18 protein-coding genes and 1 pseudogene are annotated in these 18359 nt (G+C 46.3%); all 19 read left to right on the top strand.

Features of this window, described 5'->3' with window-relative positions; translation table 11 throughout:
* Positions 1 to 35 precede the first annotated feature (35 nt).
* The 19 genes and pseudogenes from U2H13_RS12505 to dnaG all read left to right on the top strand — a co-directional run bounded on the left by U2H13_RS12505 (position 36) and on the right by dnaG (position 18292).
* On the top strand, positions 36 to 1352 hold the full coding sequence (locus U2H13_RS12505; protein WP_021494330.1) for a nodulation protein NfeD: 1317 nt from the start codon (positions 36 to 38) through the stop codon (positions 1350 to 1352).
* Between the two features lie 24 nt (positions 1353 to 1376).
* The gene (gene floA / locus U2H13_RS12500) at positions 1377 to 2369 is read left to right on the top strand and encodes a flotillin-like protein FloA (RefSeq protein ID WP_014418409.1); all 993 of its coding nucleotides are present in this window, start codon (positions 1377 to 1379) and stop codon (positions 2367 to 2369) included.
* A 27-nt stretch (positions 2370 to 2396) separates the two neighbouring features.
* Positions 2397 to 2831, top strand: a complete 435-nt coding sequence (locus tag U2H13_RS12495; RefSeq protein ID WP_007408281.1) for a hypothetical protein — start codon at positions 2397 to 2399, stop codon at positions 2829 to 2831.
* A gap of 56 nt (positions 2832 to 2887) precedes the next feature.
* Positions 2888 to 3169 (top strand): sporulation protein YqfC, encoded by a 282-nt coding sequence (gene yqfC / locus U2H13_RS12490; RefSeq protein WP_003152966.1) that lies wholly within the window; start codon positions 2888 to 2890, stop codon positions 3167 to 3169.
* Positions 3170 to 3186: 17 nt separating this feature from the next.
* Positions 3187 to 4411, top strand: a pseudogene (gene yqfD, locus U2H13_RS12485) (sporulation protein YqfD).
* Positions 4375 to 5334: a PhoH family protein gene (locus U2H13_RS12480; protein ID WP_007408283.1), complete on the top strand. Its 960-nt coding sequence runs from the start codon at positions 4375 to 4377 to the stop codon at positions 5332 to 5334. Before yqfD ends, U2H13_RS12480 begins: the two are co-directional and overlap by 37 nt.
* An 80-nt stretch (positions 5335 to 5414) precedes the next feature.
* On the top strand, positions 5415 to 7547 hold the full coding sequence (locus tag U2H13_RS12475) for an HD family phosphohydrolase (protein ID WP_053284931.1): 2133 nt from the start codon (positions 5415 to 5417) through the stop codon (positions 7545 to 7547).
* Positions 7548 to 8021: an rRNA maturation RNase YbeY gene (gene ybeY / locus U2H13_RS12470; RefSeq protein ID WP_053284930.1), complete on the top strand. Its 474-nt coding sequence runs from the start codon at positions 7548 to 7550 to the stop codon at positions 8019 to 8021.
* Positions 8002 to 8376 (top strand): diacylglycerol kinase family protein, encoded by a 375-nt coding sequence (locus U2H13_RS12465; RefSeq protein WP_003152974.1) that lies wholly within the window; start codon positions 8002 to 8004, stop codon positions 8374 to 8376. The genes ybeY and U2H13_RS12465 overlap by 20 nt, the downstream gene beginning before the upstream one ends.
* 123 nt (positions 8377 to 8499) lie before the next feature.
* On the top strand, positions 8500 to 8910 hold the full coding sequence (locus tag U2H13_RS12460; RefSeq protein WP_003152976.1) for a cytidine deaminase: 411 nt from the start codon (positions 8500 to 8502) through the stop codon (positions 8908 to 8910).
* Positions 8891 to 9796, top strand: a complete 906-nt coding sequence (gene era / locus U2H13_RS12455) for a GTPase Era (protein ID WP_007408285.1) — start codon at positions 8891 to 8893, stop codon at positions 9794 to 9796. The genes U2H13_RS12460 and era overlap by 20 nt, the downstream gene beginning before the upstream one ends.
* Before the next feature lie 155 nt (positions 9797 to 9951).
* Entirely contained in the window at positions 9952 to 10095 is a 144-nt protein-coding gene (locus U2H13_RS12450) for a YqzL family protein (RefSeq protein WP_007408286.1), read from the top strand.
* A gap of 36 nt (positions 10096 to 10131) precedes the next feature.
* Positions 10132 to 10899 (top strand): DNA repair protein RecO, encoded by a 768-nt coding sequence (gene recO / locus U2H13_RS12445; protein WP_007408287.1) that lies wholly within the window; start codon positions 10132 to 10134, stop codon positions 10897 to 10899.
* A 301-nt stretch (positions 10900 to 11200) separates the two neighbouring features.
* Positions 11201 to 12088 carry a glycine--tRNA ligase subunit alpha gene (glyQ, locus tag U2H13_RS12440; RefSeq protein ID WP_003152984.1) on the top strand — a complete coding sequence of 296 codons (888 nt, stop codon included), beginning with the start codon at positions 11201 to 11203 and terminating at the stop codon, positions 12086 to 12088.
* The gene (glyS, locus tag U2H13_RS12435) at positions 12081 to 14120 is read left to right on the top strand and encodes a glycine--tRNA ligase subunit beta (RefSeq protein ID WP_232489625.1); all 2040 of its coding nucleotides are present in this window, start codon (positions 12081 to 12083) and stop codon (positions 14118 to 14120) included. Before glyQ ends, glyS begins: the two co-directional genes overlap by 8 nt.
* Positions 14121 to 14220: 100 nt before the next feature.
* Complete coding sequence (ccpN, locus tag U2H13_RS12430) at positions 14221 to 14859, top strand: transcriptional regulator CcpN (protein WP_003152989.1); 639 nt, start codon at positions 14221 to 14223, stop codon at positions 14857 to 14859.
* 25 nt (positions 14860 to 14884) lie between these two features.
* The gene (locus U2H13_RS12425) at positions 14885 to 15697 is read left to right on the top strand and encodes a pyruvate, water dikinase regulatory protein (protein ID WP_003152991.1); all 813 of its coding nucleotides are present in this window, start codon (positions 14885 to 14887) and stop codon (positions 15695 to 15697) included.
* A 255-nt stretch (positions 15698 to 15952) separates the two neighbouring features.
* The gene (locus tag U2H13_RS12420) at positions 15953 to 16459 is read left to right on the top strand and encodes a YaiI/YqxD family protein (RefSeq protein ID WP_014418404.1); all 507 of its coding nucleotides are present in this window, start codon (positions 15953 to 15955) and stop codon (positions 16457 to 16459) included.
* A 21-nt stretch (positions 16460 to 16480) separates the two neighbouring features.
* The gene (gene dnaG / locus U2H13_RS12415; RefSeq protein ID WP_007408290.1) at positions 16481 to 18292 is read left to right on the top strand and encodes a DNA primase; all 1812 of its coding nucleotides are present in this window, start codon (positions 16481 to 16483) and stop codon (positions 18290 to 18292) included.
* Positions 18293 to 18359: the final 67 nt, after the last annotated feature.

The raw sequence follows: 18359 nt of genomic DNA, 5'->3' as shown, positions 1-18359 counted from the left end.
AAGAAGAACGAAACGGGAAGGAGGGTATATTTGCCTTGTTCCGAAAAAAAACCGGAATTGCTGTTGCTCTATTGGGCTTATTTGTATTATCTTTATTAGGGGTTCAATTGAACGCGAAAGCTGATCATCCATCGGTTTATGTCATCCCGGTTGAGAAAAATGTCGAACAGGGGCTCGCCTCGTTTTTATCGCGTTCTTTTAAAGAAGCGAAGGAGTCCGGCGCGTCACACATTATTCTTGACATCAATACACCGGGAGGCGCCGTTCAATCAGCCTTGGATATTGCGGATATCATCGGCCGCGCGGATGTGCCTGTTACCGCTTACGTTAATAAACGGGCGCTTTCTGCCGGAGCGTATATAGCGCTTCAGGCAGATGAAATCTATATGGCGCCGGGCGGAAAAATGGGTGCCGCAGCCATCATCGACGGAAAAGGAAACGCGGCAGACAAAAAGGCTCAATCACTGTGGCATGCAGAAATGGAGGACGCAGCGGTTAAAAACAACCGAAATCCGAAATATGCGCTGGCCATGGCTGACCCCGCCATCAACGCAAAGGAAGCGGGCGCCCCAAAGGGAAAACTGCTGACACTGACAGCTGAAAAAGCTAAGGAAGTCGGATATTCGGAGGGCACGGTTTCAGACCTTGATGCTTTATATACAAAGCTCGGTTTTGACAAAGCGGATGTTCACCATGCAAAAGAAGGTTTCGTCGGCAAACTGGGCAGATGGCTGACAAATCCGTTTGTTGTCCCCGTCTTATTAACGCTTGCTTTGCTTGGTTTGACCATTGAATTGTTCTCGCCGGGCCTCGGGATACCGGGTGCCGTCGGACTGACGGCCATGCTGCTGTTTTTTACCGGGCATATCGCTGCCGGATTCGCCGGCTATGACAGCGTATTCTTATTTTGCGCGGGCTTGGTTTTTATCCTTTTAGAGATATTTCTGCCCGGAGGCATAATCGGTCTTATCGGTATTGCAGGCGTCATCGCGAGCCTCTTTCTCGCTGCGGGCAGCTTTACTGTAATGGCGGTTTCTCTCTTGATCGCCTTTGCTGTATCTATTACAGCTTTTATCATATTAACAAGGGTGTTGGGGAAACGAATGAAATTCTTTAAAAAATTAATATTAACTGATTCAACAAGCACGGAGAGCGGTTATGTTTCAAATCAGAACCGGACGGAGCTGTTGGGAAAAGTCGGCATTACCGCTACAGCCCTCAGACCGTCAGGCACCGTCATTATTGATGATGAACGTCTGGATGTCGTCTCGGAAGGATCATTCACTGAAAAAGACAGACAGGTGAAAGTAGTGAAAGCGGAAGGCTCACGCATTGTCGTGAGAGAAATATAGATGATAACCTTGAGGAGGAATTAGATGGAACTGTCAAGTTTGGCGATTTTAGCATTAGTTGCTGCTGCCATTATTGTGTTAGCCATATTCTTCACCTTTGTACCGGTGATGCTATGGATTTCGGCGCTTGCGGCAGGAGTCAGAATCAGCATTTTCACTTTGGTCGGGATGAGGCTGCGGCGCGTCATACCAAGCCGCGTTGTCAATCCGTTAATTAAAGCGCACAAAGCCGGCCTATCCGCAACAACAAATCAGCTCGAAAGCCATTATCTGGCCGGAGGTAATGTCGACAGGGTGGTCAATGCCCTGATTGCGGCACAGCGCGCCAATATTGAACTGACATTTGAACGCTGCGCAGCCATTGACCTGGCCGGGCGTGACGTATTGGAAGCCGTACAGATGAGCGTCAATCCGAAGGTCATTGAAACACCGTTTATCGCGGGTGTCGCCATGGACGGAATTGAAGTAAAGGCAAAAGCCAGAATCACGGTAAGAGCCAATATTGAGCGCCTTGTCGGAGGAGCGGGAGAAGAGACGGTTGTCGCCCGTGTCGGAGAAGGGATTGTCTCAACAATCGGTTCTTCACACAATCATAAAAAAGTGCTTGAAAATCCTGATATGATTTCGCAGACTGTACTTGGCAAAGGGCTGGATTCAGGCACCGCATTTGAAATTCTTTCGATTGACATTGCCGACGTTGATATCGGCAAAAACATCGGAGCGATTCTTCAGACGGATCAGGCAGAAGCAGACAAAAACATTGCGCAGGCCAAAGCCGAAGAGCGCCGCGCCATGGCGGTCGCCCAAGAGCAGGAAATGCGCGCTCGCGTAGAAGAAATGCGTGCAAAAGTCGTGGAAGCAGAAGCCGAAGTGCCGCTTGCGATGGCAGAAGCGTTGCGTGAAGGAAACATCGGCGTCATGGACTATATGAACATAAAAAATATCGACGCGGATACGGACATGAGGGATTCTATCGGCAAGCTGACGAATGACCAGCAAGATGAAGACCAACAATAACCTCTCTATTAAGGAGGGAGCCGCTATATGCACGAGATTCTGACAAATCCGCTCGTCATTGCCGCCGTCATCGGCATTATATCGGCAATATTCGGCAAGAAAAACAAAGATGAAAAACGTCCGCCGGGTACACGTCCCGGAAATCAGGCAAAAAAGCAGGATCAAAAACAGCCGCAGAAAGAGCATAAGCCGGAAGCGGAAGAATTGCCTGCCGTTTCAGAAGAGAACCCTTTTGAGCAAAAAAGAAGGGAAGCTGAAAAGCGCCTAGCGGAGACGGAGCAGATGTTTAACGGGCTTGAACATAAGCTGACATCCGCACGCGCACGAAACGCGTCTCTGAAGAAATCAGCCCTCAAAATAAATAAAGAAACTGCGGTTCAAGGCATTATATTCAGTGAGGTTTTGGGTCCGCCCCGTGCAAAAAAACCGCACCGGACCATGCGGAACATCGGTAAAAAATAAAGTGTTAGAACCCCTTTTCAAATCATACATATGAGATGAAAGGGGGTTCTTTTTTTATGGGGCAAAGAAAGAATCGTGTAAAGGCATGGCTGACAAGAGCATTGGAAATTCCCCCGGACGTTATGATGGATCTGCCTCGTATTACGATGGTCGGCAGACTTCATATCTACATAGAGAATCACAGAGGCCTCCTGCTGTTCAGCGAAGAAGAAGTCAGGCTGATGCTCAAGCAGGGGCAGTGTATCATATCAGGAAAAAACTTGGTCATTAAGGCAATCCTTCCTGAGGAAATCCTTTTGGAAGGCACGATAGATCACGTACGATATGTCGATTCATAAAGCCGGGGGGAAATAATGTGAAAAACAAATGGCTGTCATTTTTTTCGGGTAAAGTCCAAATGGAAGTCAAAGGAAAAGGAATTGAACGGCTGCTGAATGAATGCACGAGAAACGGAATCGCCATCTTTGCGGTGAAAAAAAAGCAAGACTGTGTCCTGCTGATGATTCAGCTTCAGGATGTACATGCTTTCAGAAGAGTCATCAGAAAACATGAATGCAAAGCAAGCTTTACAAAAAGAAAGGGTCTTCCCTTTCTGCTTCTCAAATCAAAATTAAACCTGGGCTTCACTGCGGGATTTGTGATATTTTTTGTTATATTGTTTCTTTTGTCCAACATGATTTGGGAAATTGATATTAAAGGGGCCAAGCCCGAAACCGAGCATCAGATGGTAAAGCACCTTGAAGAAATCGGTGTGAAAAAAGGCCGTTTGCAATTTTTAATGATGACGCCGGAGAAAATTCAAAAATCATTAACAAACGGTATCGATAATATTACGTGGGTCGGTGTGGAATTGAACGGGACAGCCCTTCATATGAAAGTGGTCGAAAAAAACGAACCGACAAAAGAAAAGTACGTGAGCCCCCGCCATATCGTTGCCAAAAAGAAGGCGGTCATCAAAAGGATGTTCGTGCAAAAGGGGCAGCCGATGGCTTTTGTGAACGATCATGTTGACAAAGGACAGCTCCTCGTCTCAGGACTGATCGGAAATGAAGACCGGAAAGTCGCCTCAAAAGCGGAAATTTACGGAGAAACATGGTACAAGTCAGAAGTAACCGTGCCTCTTGAAACATCATTTACGCTATATACGGGTAAAGTAAGGACGAAGCACAAGCTGTCTTTCGGATCATGGGGCGTTCCTTTTTGGGGCTTTGAATTTAATGAGAAGCCGCTGAAACATCCGAAAACAGAGGAAGAAAAGCATCCGTTTCAATTTCTGGGGATGAAGCTTCCGGTTTCTTACGTTCAAGAACAGACAAGAGAAAGTGAAACATCCGTGCGGACTTATACGAAAGGCGAAGCGGTTCAGGCCGGTATCAAAATGGGAAGACAAGATGTAGAAAAGCGATTAAACGGCAGCGGAGAGGTGGAAAGTGAAAAAGTTTTGCACCAATCCGTTGAGAATGGTAAAGTAAAGTTGATTATTCTCTACCAAGTTATAGAAGATATCGTTCAAACCACACCTATTGTTCAGGGAGACTAAAGAATGGCAGAACATTTACTTGCGATTAATCACAAACTGAAAAGCCCGGACGAAGCACTTTCTTTGTTCGGCAGCCAAGATGCTTTTTTACATTTAATGGAGAAGGATCTGGGCATTAGCCTCATCACACGCGGTGAAACCATTTACGTTTCCGGGAATGATGAAACATTTGAGATCGCTGACAGATTATTGGGCTCGCTCCTTACTTTAATTCGCAAGGGGATCGAGATTTCGGAACGTGATGTGCTGTATGCCGTGAAAATGGCAAAAAAAGATGAACTGGACTATTTTGAAAGCATGTATGAAGAGGAAATAACGAAAACGGCAAAAGGCAAACCGATCCGTGTCAAAACCATCGGCCAAAGAGAATATGTGGCGGCGATGAAGAAAAACGACATGGTGTTCGGCATCGGGCCGGCGGGAACCGGCAAAACTTATTTGGCGGTCGTAAAAGCGGTGCACGCTTTAAAAAACGGCCACATTAAAAAAATCATTTTAACAAGACCCGCTGTGGAAGCCGGCGAGAGCCTCGGCTTTCTGCCCGGAGATTTAAAGGAAAAAGTAGATCCTTATCTGCGCCCGCTGTATGACGCGCTCCATGATGTGCTCGGAAGCGACCATACGGAGCGTCTTATGGAAAGAGGGGTTATCGAAATCGCCCCGCTTGCCTATATGAGAGGGCGGACGCTTGACGACGCGTATGTGATTCTTGATGAAGCCCAGAATACCACTCCCGCTCAAATGAAAATGTTTTTGACGAGATTGGGTTTTGGCTCTAAAATGATCATTACGGGCGACGTAAGCCAAATTGACCTGCCGAAAGGCGTCACATCGGGACTTGCAGTAGCGAAGGACATGCTGAAGGACGTAAACGGCATCTCCGTGATTGAACTTGACCAGACAGATGTGGTCAGGCATCCGCTTGTTGCAAAAATTATTGAAGCTTATGATAAGCAAAAGTAATGCAAAAATGACCCGATCTCCCGTTATCGGGTCATTTTTATATGATGTGTTCCTGATGTTTCAGGGAGGAGGTTCTTGTTTTGAAAAAGAAGGGAAAGGGCAAAAGCGCCCGGGAACGGTTCCGCAGTTTCAGACATGCCCGCTCAGCCCATGTGCTGCTGTACCTGCTGCTTTCAGCGATCATGTTTGGTTTGCTCTTTATTCATGTAAAACCTGAATCACTTAATTTGGATTTGTTTTCAGTCAGTGATAAGACGATTTACGCGCCCGCCACAGTGGAAGATCAGCAGGCGACGGAATCGAAAAAGCAGGCGGCCGAAGATGCGGTGGAAGATCAATACACTCTGAAAAAAGGCTATACCGACAACCGGCTTGACCTGATCACTTCCATTTTTGACAGCATCGGCGAAGTGAAAAAAGATGCGGAAAAAGATAAAAAGTCACCTTCGGAAAAATCACTGGTAAAATCGGTGAAAAACAAGCTGACACAGGATGTCAATGAATCCGTCTCGGAAGATGCCATTAAATCGCTTCTCCATGCAAACAATGAAGATTTCTCATTTGTGAGGGATTCCGTCATTACCGCGGTGAATACGGTGATGAGCAGTGAAATTCCTTCTGAAAAGCTTGCCGAAGCGAAGGATAAGGTCGCAAAAGAGCTGAAAAGCGCTTCTGTGCCGTCAAAATATTTAGCGGCTGCGACTGAAATCGGAAAATACGCGGTCATCCCGAATTACGTGTTTGATCCGAAAGCGACGGATGAAAAACGCCAGGAAGCGTCAGACAGCGTCCAGCCGGTACAGATCAAACAAGGACAGGTTCTCGTGGAAGAGAATGATCTGATCGACCGGGAAGTATACAGGAAGCTCGAACTGACGGGGCTTTTGAATAATTCCAACCTGTTAAAACCGATCAGCGGTCTCCTTCTGATGATCGGGCTGTTTATTGCCACGCTTGTCTACTATTTTGAGAAACAGCAGCAGGAGCTTAAGCTGAAAAATAAATCTCTTTTGCTGTTTTCTATCATTACAACGCTTATTCTCGTCATTATGGAAGTCGTCAGTCTCTTTCAGAAGATTGAATACACCAATATCGGCTATCTTGTGCCGATCGCCGCCGGCGCGATTTTAATCAGGCTGCTGCTCAATGAAAGGCTCGCCATTTTAGGAAGCATCATTCTGGCGATCTGCGGCAGTATGATGTTTAATCAGGGTGTGACGGGAACATTTAATTACGTCATCGGCATTTACTATTTAATCAGCAGCATTTCAGGCATTCTGTTTTTGGGAAAACATAATGCGAGATCAAAAATATTGCAGGCGGGACTGTTCGTCTCATTTATTAATATGATTATCGTGCTGTCGCTTTTATTAATACAAAATACGGCGCTGTCACCGGTTGAAATCGGAACGCTGATGCTGATGGGGGCCGTCTCGGGACTTGCTTCATCCGTTCTGATTATCGGTCTGATGCCGTTTTTTGAGACGGGATTCGGCATTCTTTCAACGATGAGACTGATTGAACTGTCTAATCCGAATCATCCCCTGCTTCGAAAGATTTTAACGGAAACACCCGGTACATATCATCACAGCGTCATGGTGGCAAATCTGTCGGAAGCGGCTTGTGAAGCCGTAGGGGCAAACGGTCTTTTAGCACGGGTCGGAGCGTATTATCACGATCTCGGCAAAACGAAACGTCCGCAATATTTTATTGAAAATCAGATGAATATGGATAATCCGCATGACAAGCTGTCTCCGCAGCTCAGCAAAAATATCATTATCGCACATACGACAGACGGTGCGAATATGCTCAGAAGCTATAAGTTTCCGAAAGAGCTTGTGGATATCGCGGAGCAGCATCACGGAACGTCCCTTTTGAAATTCTTTTATTATAAAGCGAAAGAAAAGGGCGACCAGATTACAGAGAAAGAGTTCCGCTACCCGGGGCCGAAGCCGCAATCGAAAGAAGCGGCTATTATCTCAGTGGCCGACAGCGTTGAAGCCGCCGTCCGTTCCATGCATAATCCCAATCCCGAGCGGATCGAAAAACTGGTGCGGGGAATTATATCCGATAAGCTTCAGGACGGACAATTCTCAGAATGTGATCTCACGTTCCGAGAACTGGATACGATCGCAAAAACACTATGTGCGACTTTAAAAGGAATTTTCCACTCCCGGATTGAATATCCGGAGGCTACGAAGAAGGTGAAATAAATGGGTTTACTCATAGATATTGTTGATGAAACGAACAGCGTCTCAGCTGATGCGCTCCAAGAAGTGGAGAAGCTGCTCCAATTCGCGGCGGAAAAAGAAGGCGTTCAGGATCAGGCTGAAGTATCGGTCACGATTGTGACAAATGAAGAAATCAGAGAAATCAACAGAGACTACCGGGGAAAAGACACTCCGACTGACGTCATTTCGTTTGCGCTTGAAGAAGAAGGCGAAGACGAGGTTGAAATCGTAGGCGCCGACATGCCGCCTGTTTTAGGAGATATTATCATCAGCGCAGACAGAACGGAAGAGCAGGCGGAAGAGTACGGCCATTCGTTTATGAGAGAGCTCGGTTTTCTGGCCGTGCACGGCTTTTTGCATTTGCTTGGCTATGATCACATGACAAAAGAAGAAGAGGAAGAAATGTTTTCAAAGCAAAAGGATTTGCTGGATGAGTATGGACTCACGAGATCATAAAAACGAGTGGAGCAGGTTCCTGAAGAGCTTTGTCCATGCATGGAGGGGAATCTGGAAAACGGCGCGGTCAGAGCGGAATTTTCAATTTCATATTACCGCGGCCTGCGCCGTTATCGTTTGCGGTTTTCTCACCGGGCTGAGCACAGCCGAATGGGCCGTTGTTTTGGTGCTGATCGGTGGGATGCTTGCTTTGGAGCTTTTAAATACGGCGATAGAGCATGTTGTGGATTTAGTTACCGATCAGTATCACCCGCTCGCAAAAGCGGCAAAGGACGCGGCCGCCGGAGCCGTTTGCGTCTTTGCCGTGATATCGTGTATCATTGGTTTACTCATCTTCTTGCCGAAGATATGTTAGCAGAAGATTCTTACAATTATTTTACATTGCCAAAAATGGGCGTGAAAAACCAATCATAATTATGTAAAATAAAAGTGACAGCGGTATCATACAGGATAAAGGTAAGAGAGGAATTAAGTACACATGAACAGACAAGAATTGATTGCAGAAGCATTAAAAGCGCGGGACACAGCGTATGTGCCGTATTCAAATTTCAGAGTGGGAGCCGCTCTTCTTACCAAAGACGGAAAAGTGTACAGAGGCTGCAACATTGAAAATGCGGCATACAGCATGTGCAACTGTGCTGAACGCACGGCGATATTCAAAGCTGTTTCCGAGGGGGATACGGAATTTGCGATGCTCGCCGTGGCTGCGGATACTCCGGGACCGGTTTCGCCGTGCGGAGCCTGCAGACAAGTAATTTCCGAGCTGTGCTCAAAGGATATGCTTGTTATTCTGACCAACTTACAAGGACAAATAAAAGAAATGACTGCGGAAGAATTATTGCCGGGCGCATTTTCATCGGAGGATTTACATGACGAACGAAAGCTTTAAATCAGGATTTGTATCTATCATCGGAAGGCCGAATGTAGGGAAGTCTACCTTTTTAAACAGGGTCATCGGTCAAAAGATCGCCATCATGAGCGACAAACCCCAGACGACAAGAAATAAAGTCCAAGGGGTGCTGACAACCGGCACGTCGCAGACCATTTTTATTGATACACCGGGCATTCACAAACCAAAGCACAAGCTTGGCGACTTTATGATGAAAGTGGCCCAGAATACGCTGAAAGAAGTTGACTTGGTGTTATTTATGATTAACGCCGAAGAAGGGTACGGAAAAGGCGACGAGTTTATCATTGAAAAGCTCGGACAGACGTCCACGCCGGTCTTTCTGATCGTAAACAAAATTGATAAGATCCACCCCGACCAGCTGCTTCTTTTAATTGATGAGTACCGTACGCGCTATCCGTTTAAGGAAATCGTGCCGATCTCAGCTTTGGAAGGGAACAACGTCGAAACCCTTCTCGCGCAGATTGAAGCGTATTTACCGGAAGGGCCTCAGTTCTATCCGAGCGATCAGGTGACTGACCATCCCGAGCGGTTCATTATTTCTGAACTGATCAGGGAAAAGGTGCTCCATCTGACAAGGGAAGAAGTGCCGCACAGCATCGCTGTCGCTATCGAGTCCATTAAAGGGCAGGAAAACGGCTCTGTCCATGTCGCCGCCACGATTGTGGTCGAGCGGGATTCTCAAAAAGGCATCGTCATCGGCAAAAAAGGAGCGCTTCTGAAAGAAGTCGGCAAAAGAGCGCGGGCTGATATTGAAGCTCTTTTGGGCTCACGCGTTTACCTGGAATTATGGGTGAAGGTGCAGAAGGACTGGCGGAATAAAATGTCTCAGCTGCGTGATTTCGGCTTCAAAGAGGATGAATATTAATTCATCTAAGGCGCATGCCTGAGGTGTGAGATTACCTCACAGAAGCAGGGATTCGTTAGCAAAATTTGTTTAACATGAAAAGGAGGACATCAGGTCAAGATAAGGGTAAGAATTTGGATTGCAAAGCTAGTTTAATGATGAAAGGTGGGTTTTTTGTGTTGAATTTTACCTGGAACGTATTTTCTCAAACAGGAAGTGTTGATACGTACCTTCTTTTTAAAGAACTGGAAAAAGAGAACCTGGAAAGACCCGAAGAACCGGAAGATGAGCTAGCCCGAATTGATTTTCCAATTTTGTAAACCTCTTGGCCCCTCCCGTTGTTGGAAGGTGCGGAAATGCTGACTAAATGTGAAGGAATCGTGCTCCGTACGAATGACTACGGGGAGACGAATAAAATCGTGACATTGCTGACGAGGGAACACGGCAAAATCGGCGTCATGGCAAGGGGCGCCAGGAAGTCAGCCAGCCGGCTGTCAGCAGTCAGCCAGCCGTTTTTGTACGGGTCATTTTTAATGCAAAGAACATCCGGACTCGGCACGCTCCAGCAGGGTGAAATGATTCTCAGCATGAGAACGATCAGAGAAGATTTATTTTTGACGGCGTATGCCGCTTTTATCGCTGAACTCACTGACAAAGGAACGGAAGAGAAGAAACCGAACCCCTATTTATTCGAATTGATTCTCGAATCCTTTAAGAGGCTGAATGACGGGACTGACCCGGACGTGATCACCTTCATCGTGCAGATGAAAATGCTCGGCGTCATGGGGCTGTATCCGGAGCTGAATCATTGTGTCCACTGCAAAAGCGGGGAAGGGACGTTTCATTTTTCGATAAGAGATAACGGGTTTATCTGCCACCGCTGCTTTGAAAAGGATCCGTACAGAGTTCCGATTTCGCCGCAAACGGCAAGGCTGCTAAGGCTTTTTTATTACTTTGATATCGGAAGGCTCGGCAGCGTCTCGTTAAAACAGGAAACCAAAAACGAAATTAAACGGGTCATTGATCTGTATTACGAGGAATATTCAGGACTTTATTTAAAGTCAAAACGGTTTTTAGATCAGATGGAAAGCATGAAGAACCTTTTGGATGAAAACAAAAGTTGACATTCTGCCCATCTTTTTATATGATCATTTATTATAAAATATGTTGCAGTGACAGAAAGAAGTACTTGCGTCCAACTCATACAAGCGACCTTAGGGCAGTGTAAGCTAAGGATGAGCGCGCAACGAAAGGCATTCTCGAGCAACCCTTTAAAAAGAGGCTGAGTGATTCACATCCTCAGCAACTAGGGTGGAACCGCGGGAGAACTCTCGTCCCTATGTTTGCGGCCGGCAAGCATAGAGACGGGAGTTTTTTGGTTGCCGCCGCACTTGTAAAAGAATGGAGAAAGTGGAGGTGCTTGAAATGAACATTCAAGATATGATTTTAACCTTGCAGAAGCACTGGTCGAATGAAGGCTGTGTGCTCATGCAGTCGTATGATGTGGAGAAAGGCGCAGGCACAATGAGCCCGTATACATTTTTACGAAGCATCGGGCCGGAACCGTGGAGAGTGGCTTACGTTGAGCCGTCCAGACGGCCTGCGGACGGACGGTACGGTGAAAACCCGAACAGGCTCTATCAGCATCACCAATTCCAAGTCATTATCAAGCCGTCGCCTGATAACATTCAAGAGCTTTACCTTGATTCATTGCGTGCGCTCGGCATTGACCCGCTTGAACATGATATCCGTTTCGTAGAAGACAACTGGGAAAACCCGTCTTTAGGCTGTGCAGGTCTCGGCTGGGAAGTATGGCTTGACGGGATGGAAATTACACAGTTTACATACTTCCAGCAGGTGGGCGGAATTGAATGTAAACCGGTATCCGTTGAGATCACATATGGTATTGAACGTCTCGCGTCATATATTCAGGATAAAGAAAACGTCTTTGATCTTGAATGGACGTCAGGATTTACTGTGAAAGATTTATTTATGATGGCTGAATATGAGCATTCCGTTTATACTTTTGAAACATCTGACGTGGATATGCTTTTCCATTTGTTCAGCACCTATGAAAAAGAAGCGATCAGACAAATGGATAACGGGCTCGTGCATCCGGCCTATGATTATGTGCTGAAATGCTCTCACACATTTAATCTGCTCGATGCAAAAGGCGCGATCTCGGTGACGGAGCGGACGGGTTATATCGGCCGTGTCCGCAACTTAGCGAGAAAAGTGGCAAAAACGTATTATGAAGAACGGGAAAAATTAGGGTTCCCAATGCTTAAAGAGGAGGGCTCTTCCCATGAGTAAACAAGACTTGCTTTTAGAGATCGGACTCGAGGAAATGCCGGCGCGGTTTTTACATGACAGCATGGTGCAGCTCGGTGAAAAGCTGACCGGCTGGCTGGCTGAAAAAAATATCGCCCATGGCGAAGTGAAACTTTTTAATACACCGAGACGTCTGGCAGTATATATAAAAGACGTAGCAGAAAAACAGGCTGATATTCAGGAAGAAGCAAAAGGCCCTGCGAAAAAAATCGCTCTGGATGCTGACGGAAACTGGACAAAAGCCGCTATCGGATTTTCAAAAGGCCAAGGCGCCGGAGTGGATGACCTGTATATAAAAGATGTAAACGGCACGGAATATGTCTTCGTTCAAAAATTCCAGGCGGGACAAGAGACGAAGACACTTTTACCGCAGCTGGAAAATTTGATTGCCGGAATGCATTTTCCGAAAAACATGCGCTGGGGCACGCAGGATTTGCGCTATATCCGTCCGATCAAATGGATTGCCGCCCTCTTTGGAAAAGACGTCATTCCGTTTGAAATCACAAATGTCGAGACGGGCCGGAACACGCAGGGACACCGCTTTCTCGGCCAAGAAGTATCTGTTGATGCGCCGTCATCATACGAAAAGCTGCTGAAAGAACAAAGCGTCATTGCTGACCCGAAAGAACGCAAACAAATGATCCAAAGCCAGCTGGATGCGCTTGCGGCCGAGAAGAAATGGAACATTCCGATCGATGAGGACCTGCTGAACGAAGTCAACCATCTGGTGGAATACCCGACGGCGCTTTACGGATCTTTTGAATCCGAGTTTCTTTCTATCCCTGAAGAAGTGCTTGTGACAACAATGAAAGAGCATCAGCGCTACTTCCCGGTAAAAGATGAAAACGGGAATCTGCTGCCTCATTTTATTACGGTAAGAAACGGGAACAGCCATGCAATTGAAAATGTTGCCCGCGGAAACGAGAAAGTGCTGAGAGCAAGGCTTTCAGATGCTGCGTTCTTCTACAAAGAAGACCAAAAGCTGAACATTGATGAAAACGTGAAGAAACTGGAAAATATCGTTTTCCATGAAGAGCTCGGCTCCCTTGGAGATAAAGTAAGAAGAGTGGCCGCCATTGCGGGCAAACTTGCCGTCCGCCTGAAAGCGGATGAACAGACGCAAAAACTTGTGAAGCGCGCCGCAGAGATTTCTAAATTTGACCTGGTTACACATATGATCTATGAGTTCCCTGAGCTTCAAGGCGTAATGGGAGAAAAATATGCGCGCATGCTCGGTGAAGATGATGCCGTCGCTGCCGCTGTCAATGAGCACTATATGCCGAGAGCGGCCGGGGGAGAAGTGCCTTCAACCTTTACCGGCGCGGTCGTGGCGTTAGCTGATAAACTGGATACGATTGCTTCCTTCTTCAGCATTGACGTAATTCCGACAGGTTCTCAGGATCCGTACGGATTGCGCCGTCAGGCAAGCGGCATCGTTTCCATTCTGATCGACCGCAATTGGGACATTTCGTTTAAAGAGCTTCTGTCATTGACAGAAACGGAAAAAGAAAATGAGCTCCTCGATTTCTTTACACAGCGTCTGAAATACGTCTTAAACACTGAAGACATCCGTCATGACGTTATTGAAGCCGTTCTGGACAGCACAGAGCTTGAGCCGTATGCAGCCGTTCATAAGGCAAGAGTGCTTGAGAAGCACCTCGGCGCACCCGGCTTTAAAGAAACGGCTGAATCACTCGGCCGGGTTATCTCTATCAGCAAAAAAGGCGAGAGCCGGGATATCAAGCCGGATCTGTTTGAAAATGAACAGGAGGAAAAGCTGTTTGACGCTTATCAAAAAACAAAAGACAGTGTCGCGGAAAGCTTTGCCTCCAAAAACTATGAACAGGCGCTTGATGTGCTCAGCGGATTAAAGGAGCCGATTGAAGACTACTTTAATCACACGATGGTAAATGCGGACGATGAAGCATTAAAAACCAACCGTTTAGCGCAAATGACCGCTCTTGCAGATGTGATCAAGTCTTTTGCTAATATGAATCATCTTATTGTAAAATAAAGAAAAAGACGGTTGCTGTGTGATCGGCAATCGTCTTTTCCCCTTTTACATAAACATCACAGAATGAAAACATAGATAAAGAAACCCTTCCATAAAGGTGGTGAGTACGATCGAATTAAATAAACGGCAAGAACAAATTTTACAGATTGTAAAGGAAAACGGCCCGATTACCGGCGAGCATATCGCAGAACAGCTCAATTTAACGAGGGCCACGCTGCGGCCGGACTTGGCCATACTCACCATGTCAGGCTTCTTAGAGGCCCGTCCGCGGGTCGGTTATTTTTATACGGGGAAAACGGGAAATCAGCTGCTTGCGGATAAACTGAAAAAGCTGCAAGTGAAAGATTTTCAATCGATCCCTGTTGTCATCAATGAAAATGTCTCGGTATACGATGCCATCTGCACCATGTTTTTAGAAGATGTCGGCACGTTATTTGTCGTAGATCGTGATGCTGTCTTAGTCGGTGTGCTGTCACGCAAAGATTTGCTGCGGGCGAGCATCGGCCAGCAGGAACTTGCCTCAATACCGGTTCATATTATCATGACAAGAATGCCGAATATCGCCGTCTGCCGGCGTGATGATTATGTGATGGACATCGCCAAGTATTTAATTGAAAAACAGATCGATGCCCTGCCCGTTATTAAAGATACGGATAAAGGCTTTGAGGTCATCGGCCGGTTTACCAAAACGAATATGACTAAGATACTTGTCAGTTTATCAGAAAATGAAATCATATAAGCTTGAAAACTAACGGGGGGATAACATGGACAATCGCATCATTTATGTAGTATCAGACTCAGTCGGAGAAACCGCCGAACTCGTTGTAAAAGCCTCGCTCAGCCAGTTTAACGGCTCAGCCGATGATACGCATATCAGAAGAATACCTTATGTGGAAGATATCGGCACCATTAATGAAGTCGTGTCTCTCGCCAAAGCGGACGGCGGCATTATTTGTTTTACGCTCGTTGTTCCTGAAATGCGCAAATACCTGGTTGAACAAGCTGAAAAAGCGAATGTGCTGTATTACGATATTATCGGTCCGCTCATCGATAAAATGGAATCGGCTTACGGTCTGACCGCCAAATATGAACCGGGCCGCGTCCGCCAGCTTGATGAAGATTATTTCAAAAAGGTCGAGGCGATCGAGTTTGCCGTCAAATATGACGATGGCAGAGATCCAAGAGGCATTTTAAAAGCCGATATCATCCTGCTCGGAGTATCCAGAACGTCTAAAACCCCATTATCACAATATCTTGCCCATAAGCGTCTGAAAGTGGCCAATGTGCCGATCGTTCCTGAGGTCGATCCGCCGGAAGAACTGTTCAGCGTTGATCCGAAAAAATGCATCGGCTTAAAGATCAGCCCTGATAAACTGAACCATATACGAAAAGAACGGTTAAAATCTCTCGGCTTAAATGACAAAGCCATTTACGCCAATATCAACAGAATTAAAGAAGAGCTGGAGTATTTTGAGAAAATCGTGGACCGGATCGGCTGCCAAGTCGTTGACGTTTCGAATAAAGCGGTCGAGGAAACAGCGAACATCATTCATCATCTCAAAACAAAGGGCCGATAACTCAGGACGCTTTATCCTGGGTTTTTGGGTATGTAAATAGGGAATAAACAAAAAGGATGGCATCTTCGCGAAGTTTGTATTATAATAAAAAATTGTGATAAAATGTTTATTTTTAGGTTTAAGCTTCGTGTGATACGAATAAACTATTATGGGTAAGATGTCAAGAATAACTCCCGGAAATTTTTCGACAAAGCTCAAAATAGATCCGCAGTCATGGAGCATATGCGATTTCGCTTGTTTTTATGCAGGAGATTGATGGAGGGATGGAGAATTAGTCTTCTAAATGAAAAAGAAAAGACGATTTTTGTCGATGCAGACGCATGCCCCGTAAAAGAGGAAATAATGCTCATTGCATCGCAATTCAGCGTTCGGGTTATTTTCGTCGCATCATTTGAACACTACCAGCTTTCCAGAAGCAAAGACGAGAACTGGGTATACGTTGATCCTCATAAAGAAGCGGCGGATTTATATATCGCAAACCATGTGAGATCGGGAGACGTCGTAGTCACGCAGGATATCGGTTTAGCCTCTCTTTTGCTGAACAGAAATATTGCCGTCTTATCGGAAAGGGGCCGTTCTTATACTGAAGACACGATTGACTTCGCTCTGATGAGCCGTCATATGTCAGGCAAAATGAGAAGAAGCGGCATTCATTCCAAAGGACCTAAAAAATTAAATAAAGAAGATCGGAATCGATTTGTTACCCTGCTTAAAAAAATCCTGTCGAATGATGAAGGGATTTCAAATCAAAACATCGAATAATGTACGACGGAGTGTTATAAGATGGGAAACCGCATACCAGATGAAGTAGTTAATCAGGTGCAGCAGTCAGCAGACATTGTTGAAGTCATAGGTGATTATGTCCAATTGAAAAAGCAAGGCCGCAACTACTTTGGGCTCTGTCCGTTTCACGGAGAAAACACGCCCTCGTTTTCCGTCTCCAGCGATAAGCAGATCTTTCATTGCTTCGGATGCGGTGCGGGCGGGAACGTTTTCTCTTTCTTACGGCAGATGGAAGGCTATTCATTTACGGAAGCTGTTTCTCACCTTGCGGATAAATATCAGATTGATTTCCCTGATGATATAACGATTCACTCTGCATCCAGGCCGGAATCTTCCGGAGAGCAGAAGATGGCGGAAGCCCACGAGCTTCTGAAGAAATTTTACCATCATTTGCTAATAAATACAAAGGAAGGCCAGGAAGCGTTAGATTACCTTTTATCAAGGGGTTTTACGAAAGAGCTCATAGATGAGTTTGAAATCGGCTACGCGCTGGATTCCTGGGATTTCATGACGAAATTCTTGAAAAAGCGCGGTTTTGAGGAAGAACTGATGGAAAAAGCGGGTCTGCTGATCAGAAGGGAAGACGGCAGCGGGTATTTTGACCGTTTCAGAAACAGAATTATGTTTCCCATTCATGATCACCACGGAGCCGTGGCGGCTTTTTCAGGAAGGGCGCTCGGAAGCCAGCAGCCGAAATATATGAACAGCCCGGAAACGCCGCTGTTTCATAAATCTAAGCTTCTGTATAACTTTCATAAGGCGCGCCTGCCGATCAGGAAAGAGGAGAGAGCCGTTCTGTTTGAAGGCTTCGCTGACGTCATATCCGCCGTCAGCTCAGGCGTAAAAGAAAGTATCGCCACAATGGGGACGTCGCTCACCGAAGAACATGTGAAAATCCTCAGGAGAAATGTTCAGGAGGTCATTCTCTGTTACGATTCGGATAAAGCCGGGTACGAAGCTACGCTGAAAGCGGCCGGCCTGCTCCAGAAAGCCGATTGTAAGGTAAGAGTAAGCATGCTGCCTGACGGGCTTGATCCTGATGATTATATCAGAACCCGGGGCGGAGAAAAATTCCGGACCGATATCATTGATGCAAGCGTTACGGTCATGGCTTTTAAAATGCAATATTTCCGCAAAGGGAAAAACTTATCTGACGAAGGAGACCGGCTCGCTTACATGAAAGAAGTGCTGAAAGAAATCAGCGCTCTTTCCGGGTCGCTTGAGCAGGAAATGTATGTGAAGCAGCTCGCCTCGGAATTTTCTCTTTCGGTAGAATCTTTGACGGAACAGCTTTCCATCTACGCCAGACAAAACGCCCCCGGCGACAAAAACGCTGAACCGCAGACAAGACGGGCCCGGGTGACGACAAAAGCGAAACGGCGCCGTCTCCGTCCCGCCTATGAGAACGCGGAAAGACTTCTGCTCGCTCATATGCTGAGAGACCGAAACGTCATAAAGAAAGTGATTGAGCGTGTCGGCTTTGAATTTAACATTGACGGACATCGTGCGCTGGCAGCATACCTGTACGCTGTTTATGAAGAGGGTGCTGACATGACGCCGCAGCATCTTATGGCGAGAATGCAGGATGAGGAAATCAGCCAGCTGCTTTCAGATATAGGGATGCTCCAAGTAAACGAGGAGCTCTCAGAGGCCGAGTTATCCGATTACGTAAAAAAAGTGTTGGATCACCGAAAATGGTCAATGATAAAGGAAAAAGAAGCAGAAAGAGCGGATGCGGAGAGGCAGAAAGACTTCGTGAAAGCTGCGTCTCTGGCTCAAGAAATTGTTGCATTGAACCGATCATTAAAGTAACACCAAAAAGAGGCTTGCGTTCTGATTGGCAATGATTCCTTGCGGAGGAGCAAATAGATCGCTTAAC

This window comes from Bacillus sp. A1, from assembly GCF_042296235.1.
GTDB lineage: Bacteria > Bacillota > Bacilli > Bacillales > Bacillaceae > Bacillus > Bacillus velezensis.
This window is presented reverse-complemented; position numbering and strand designations above follow the sequence as displayed.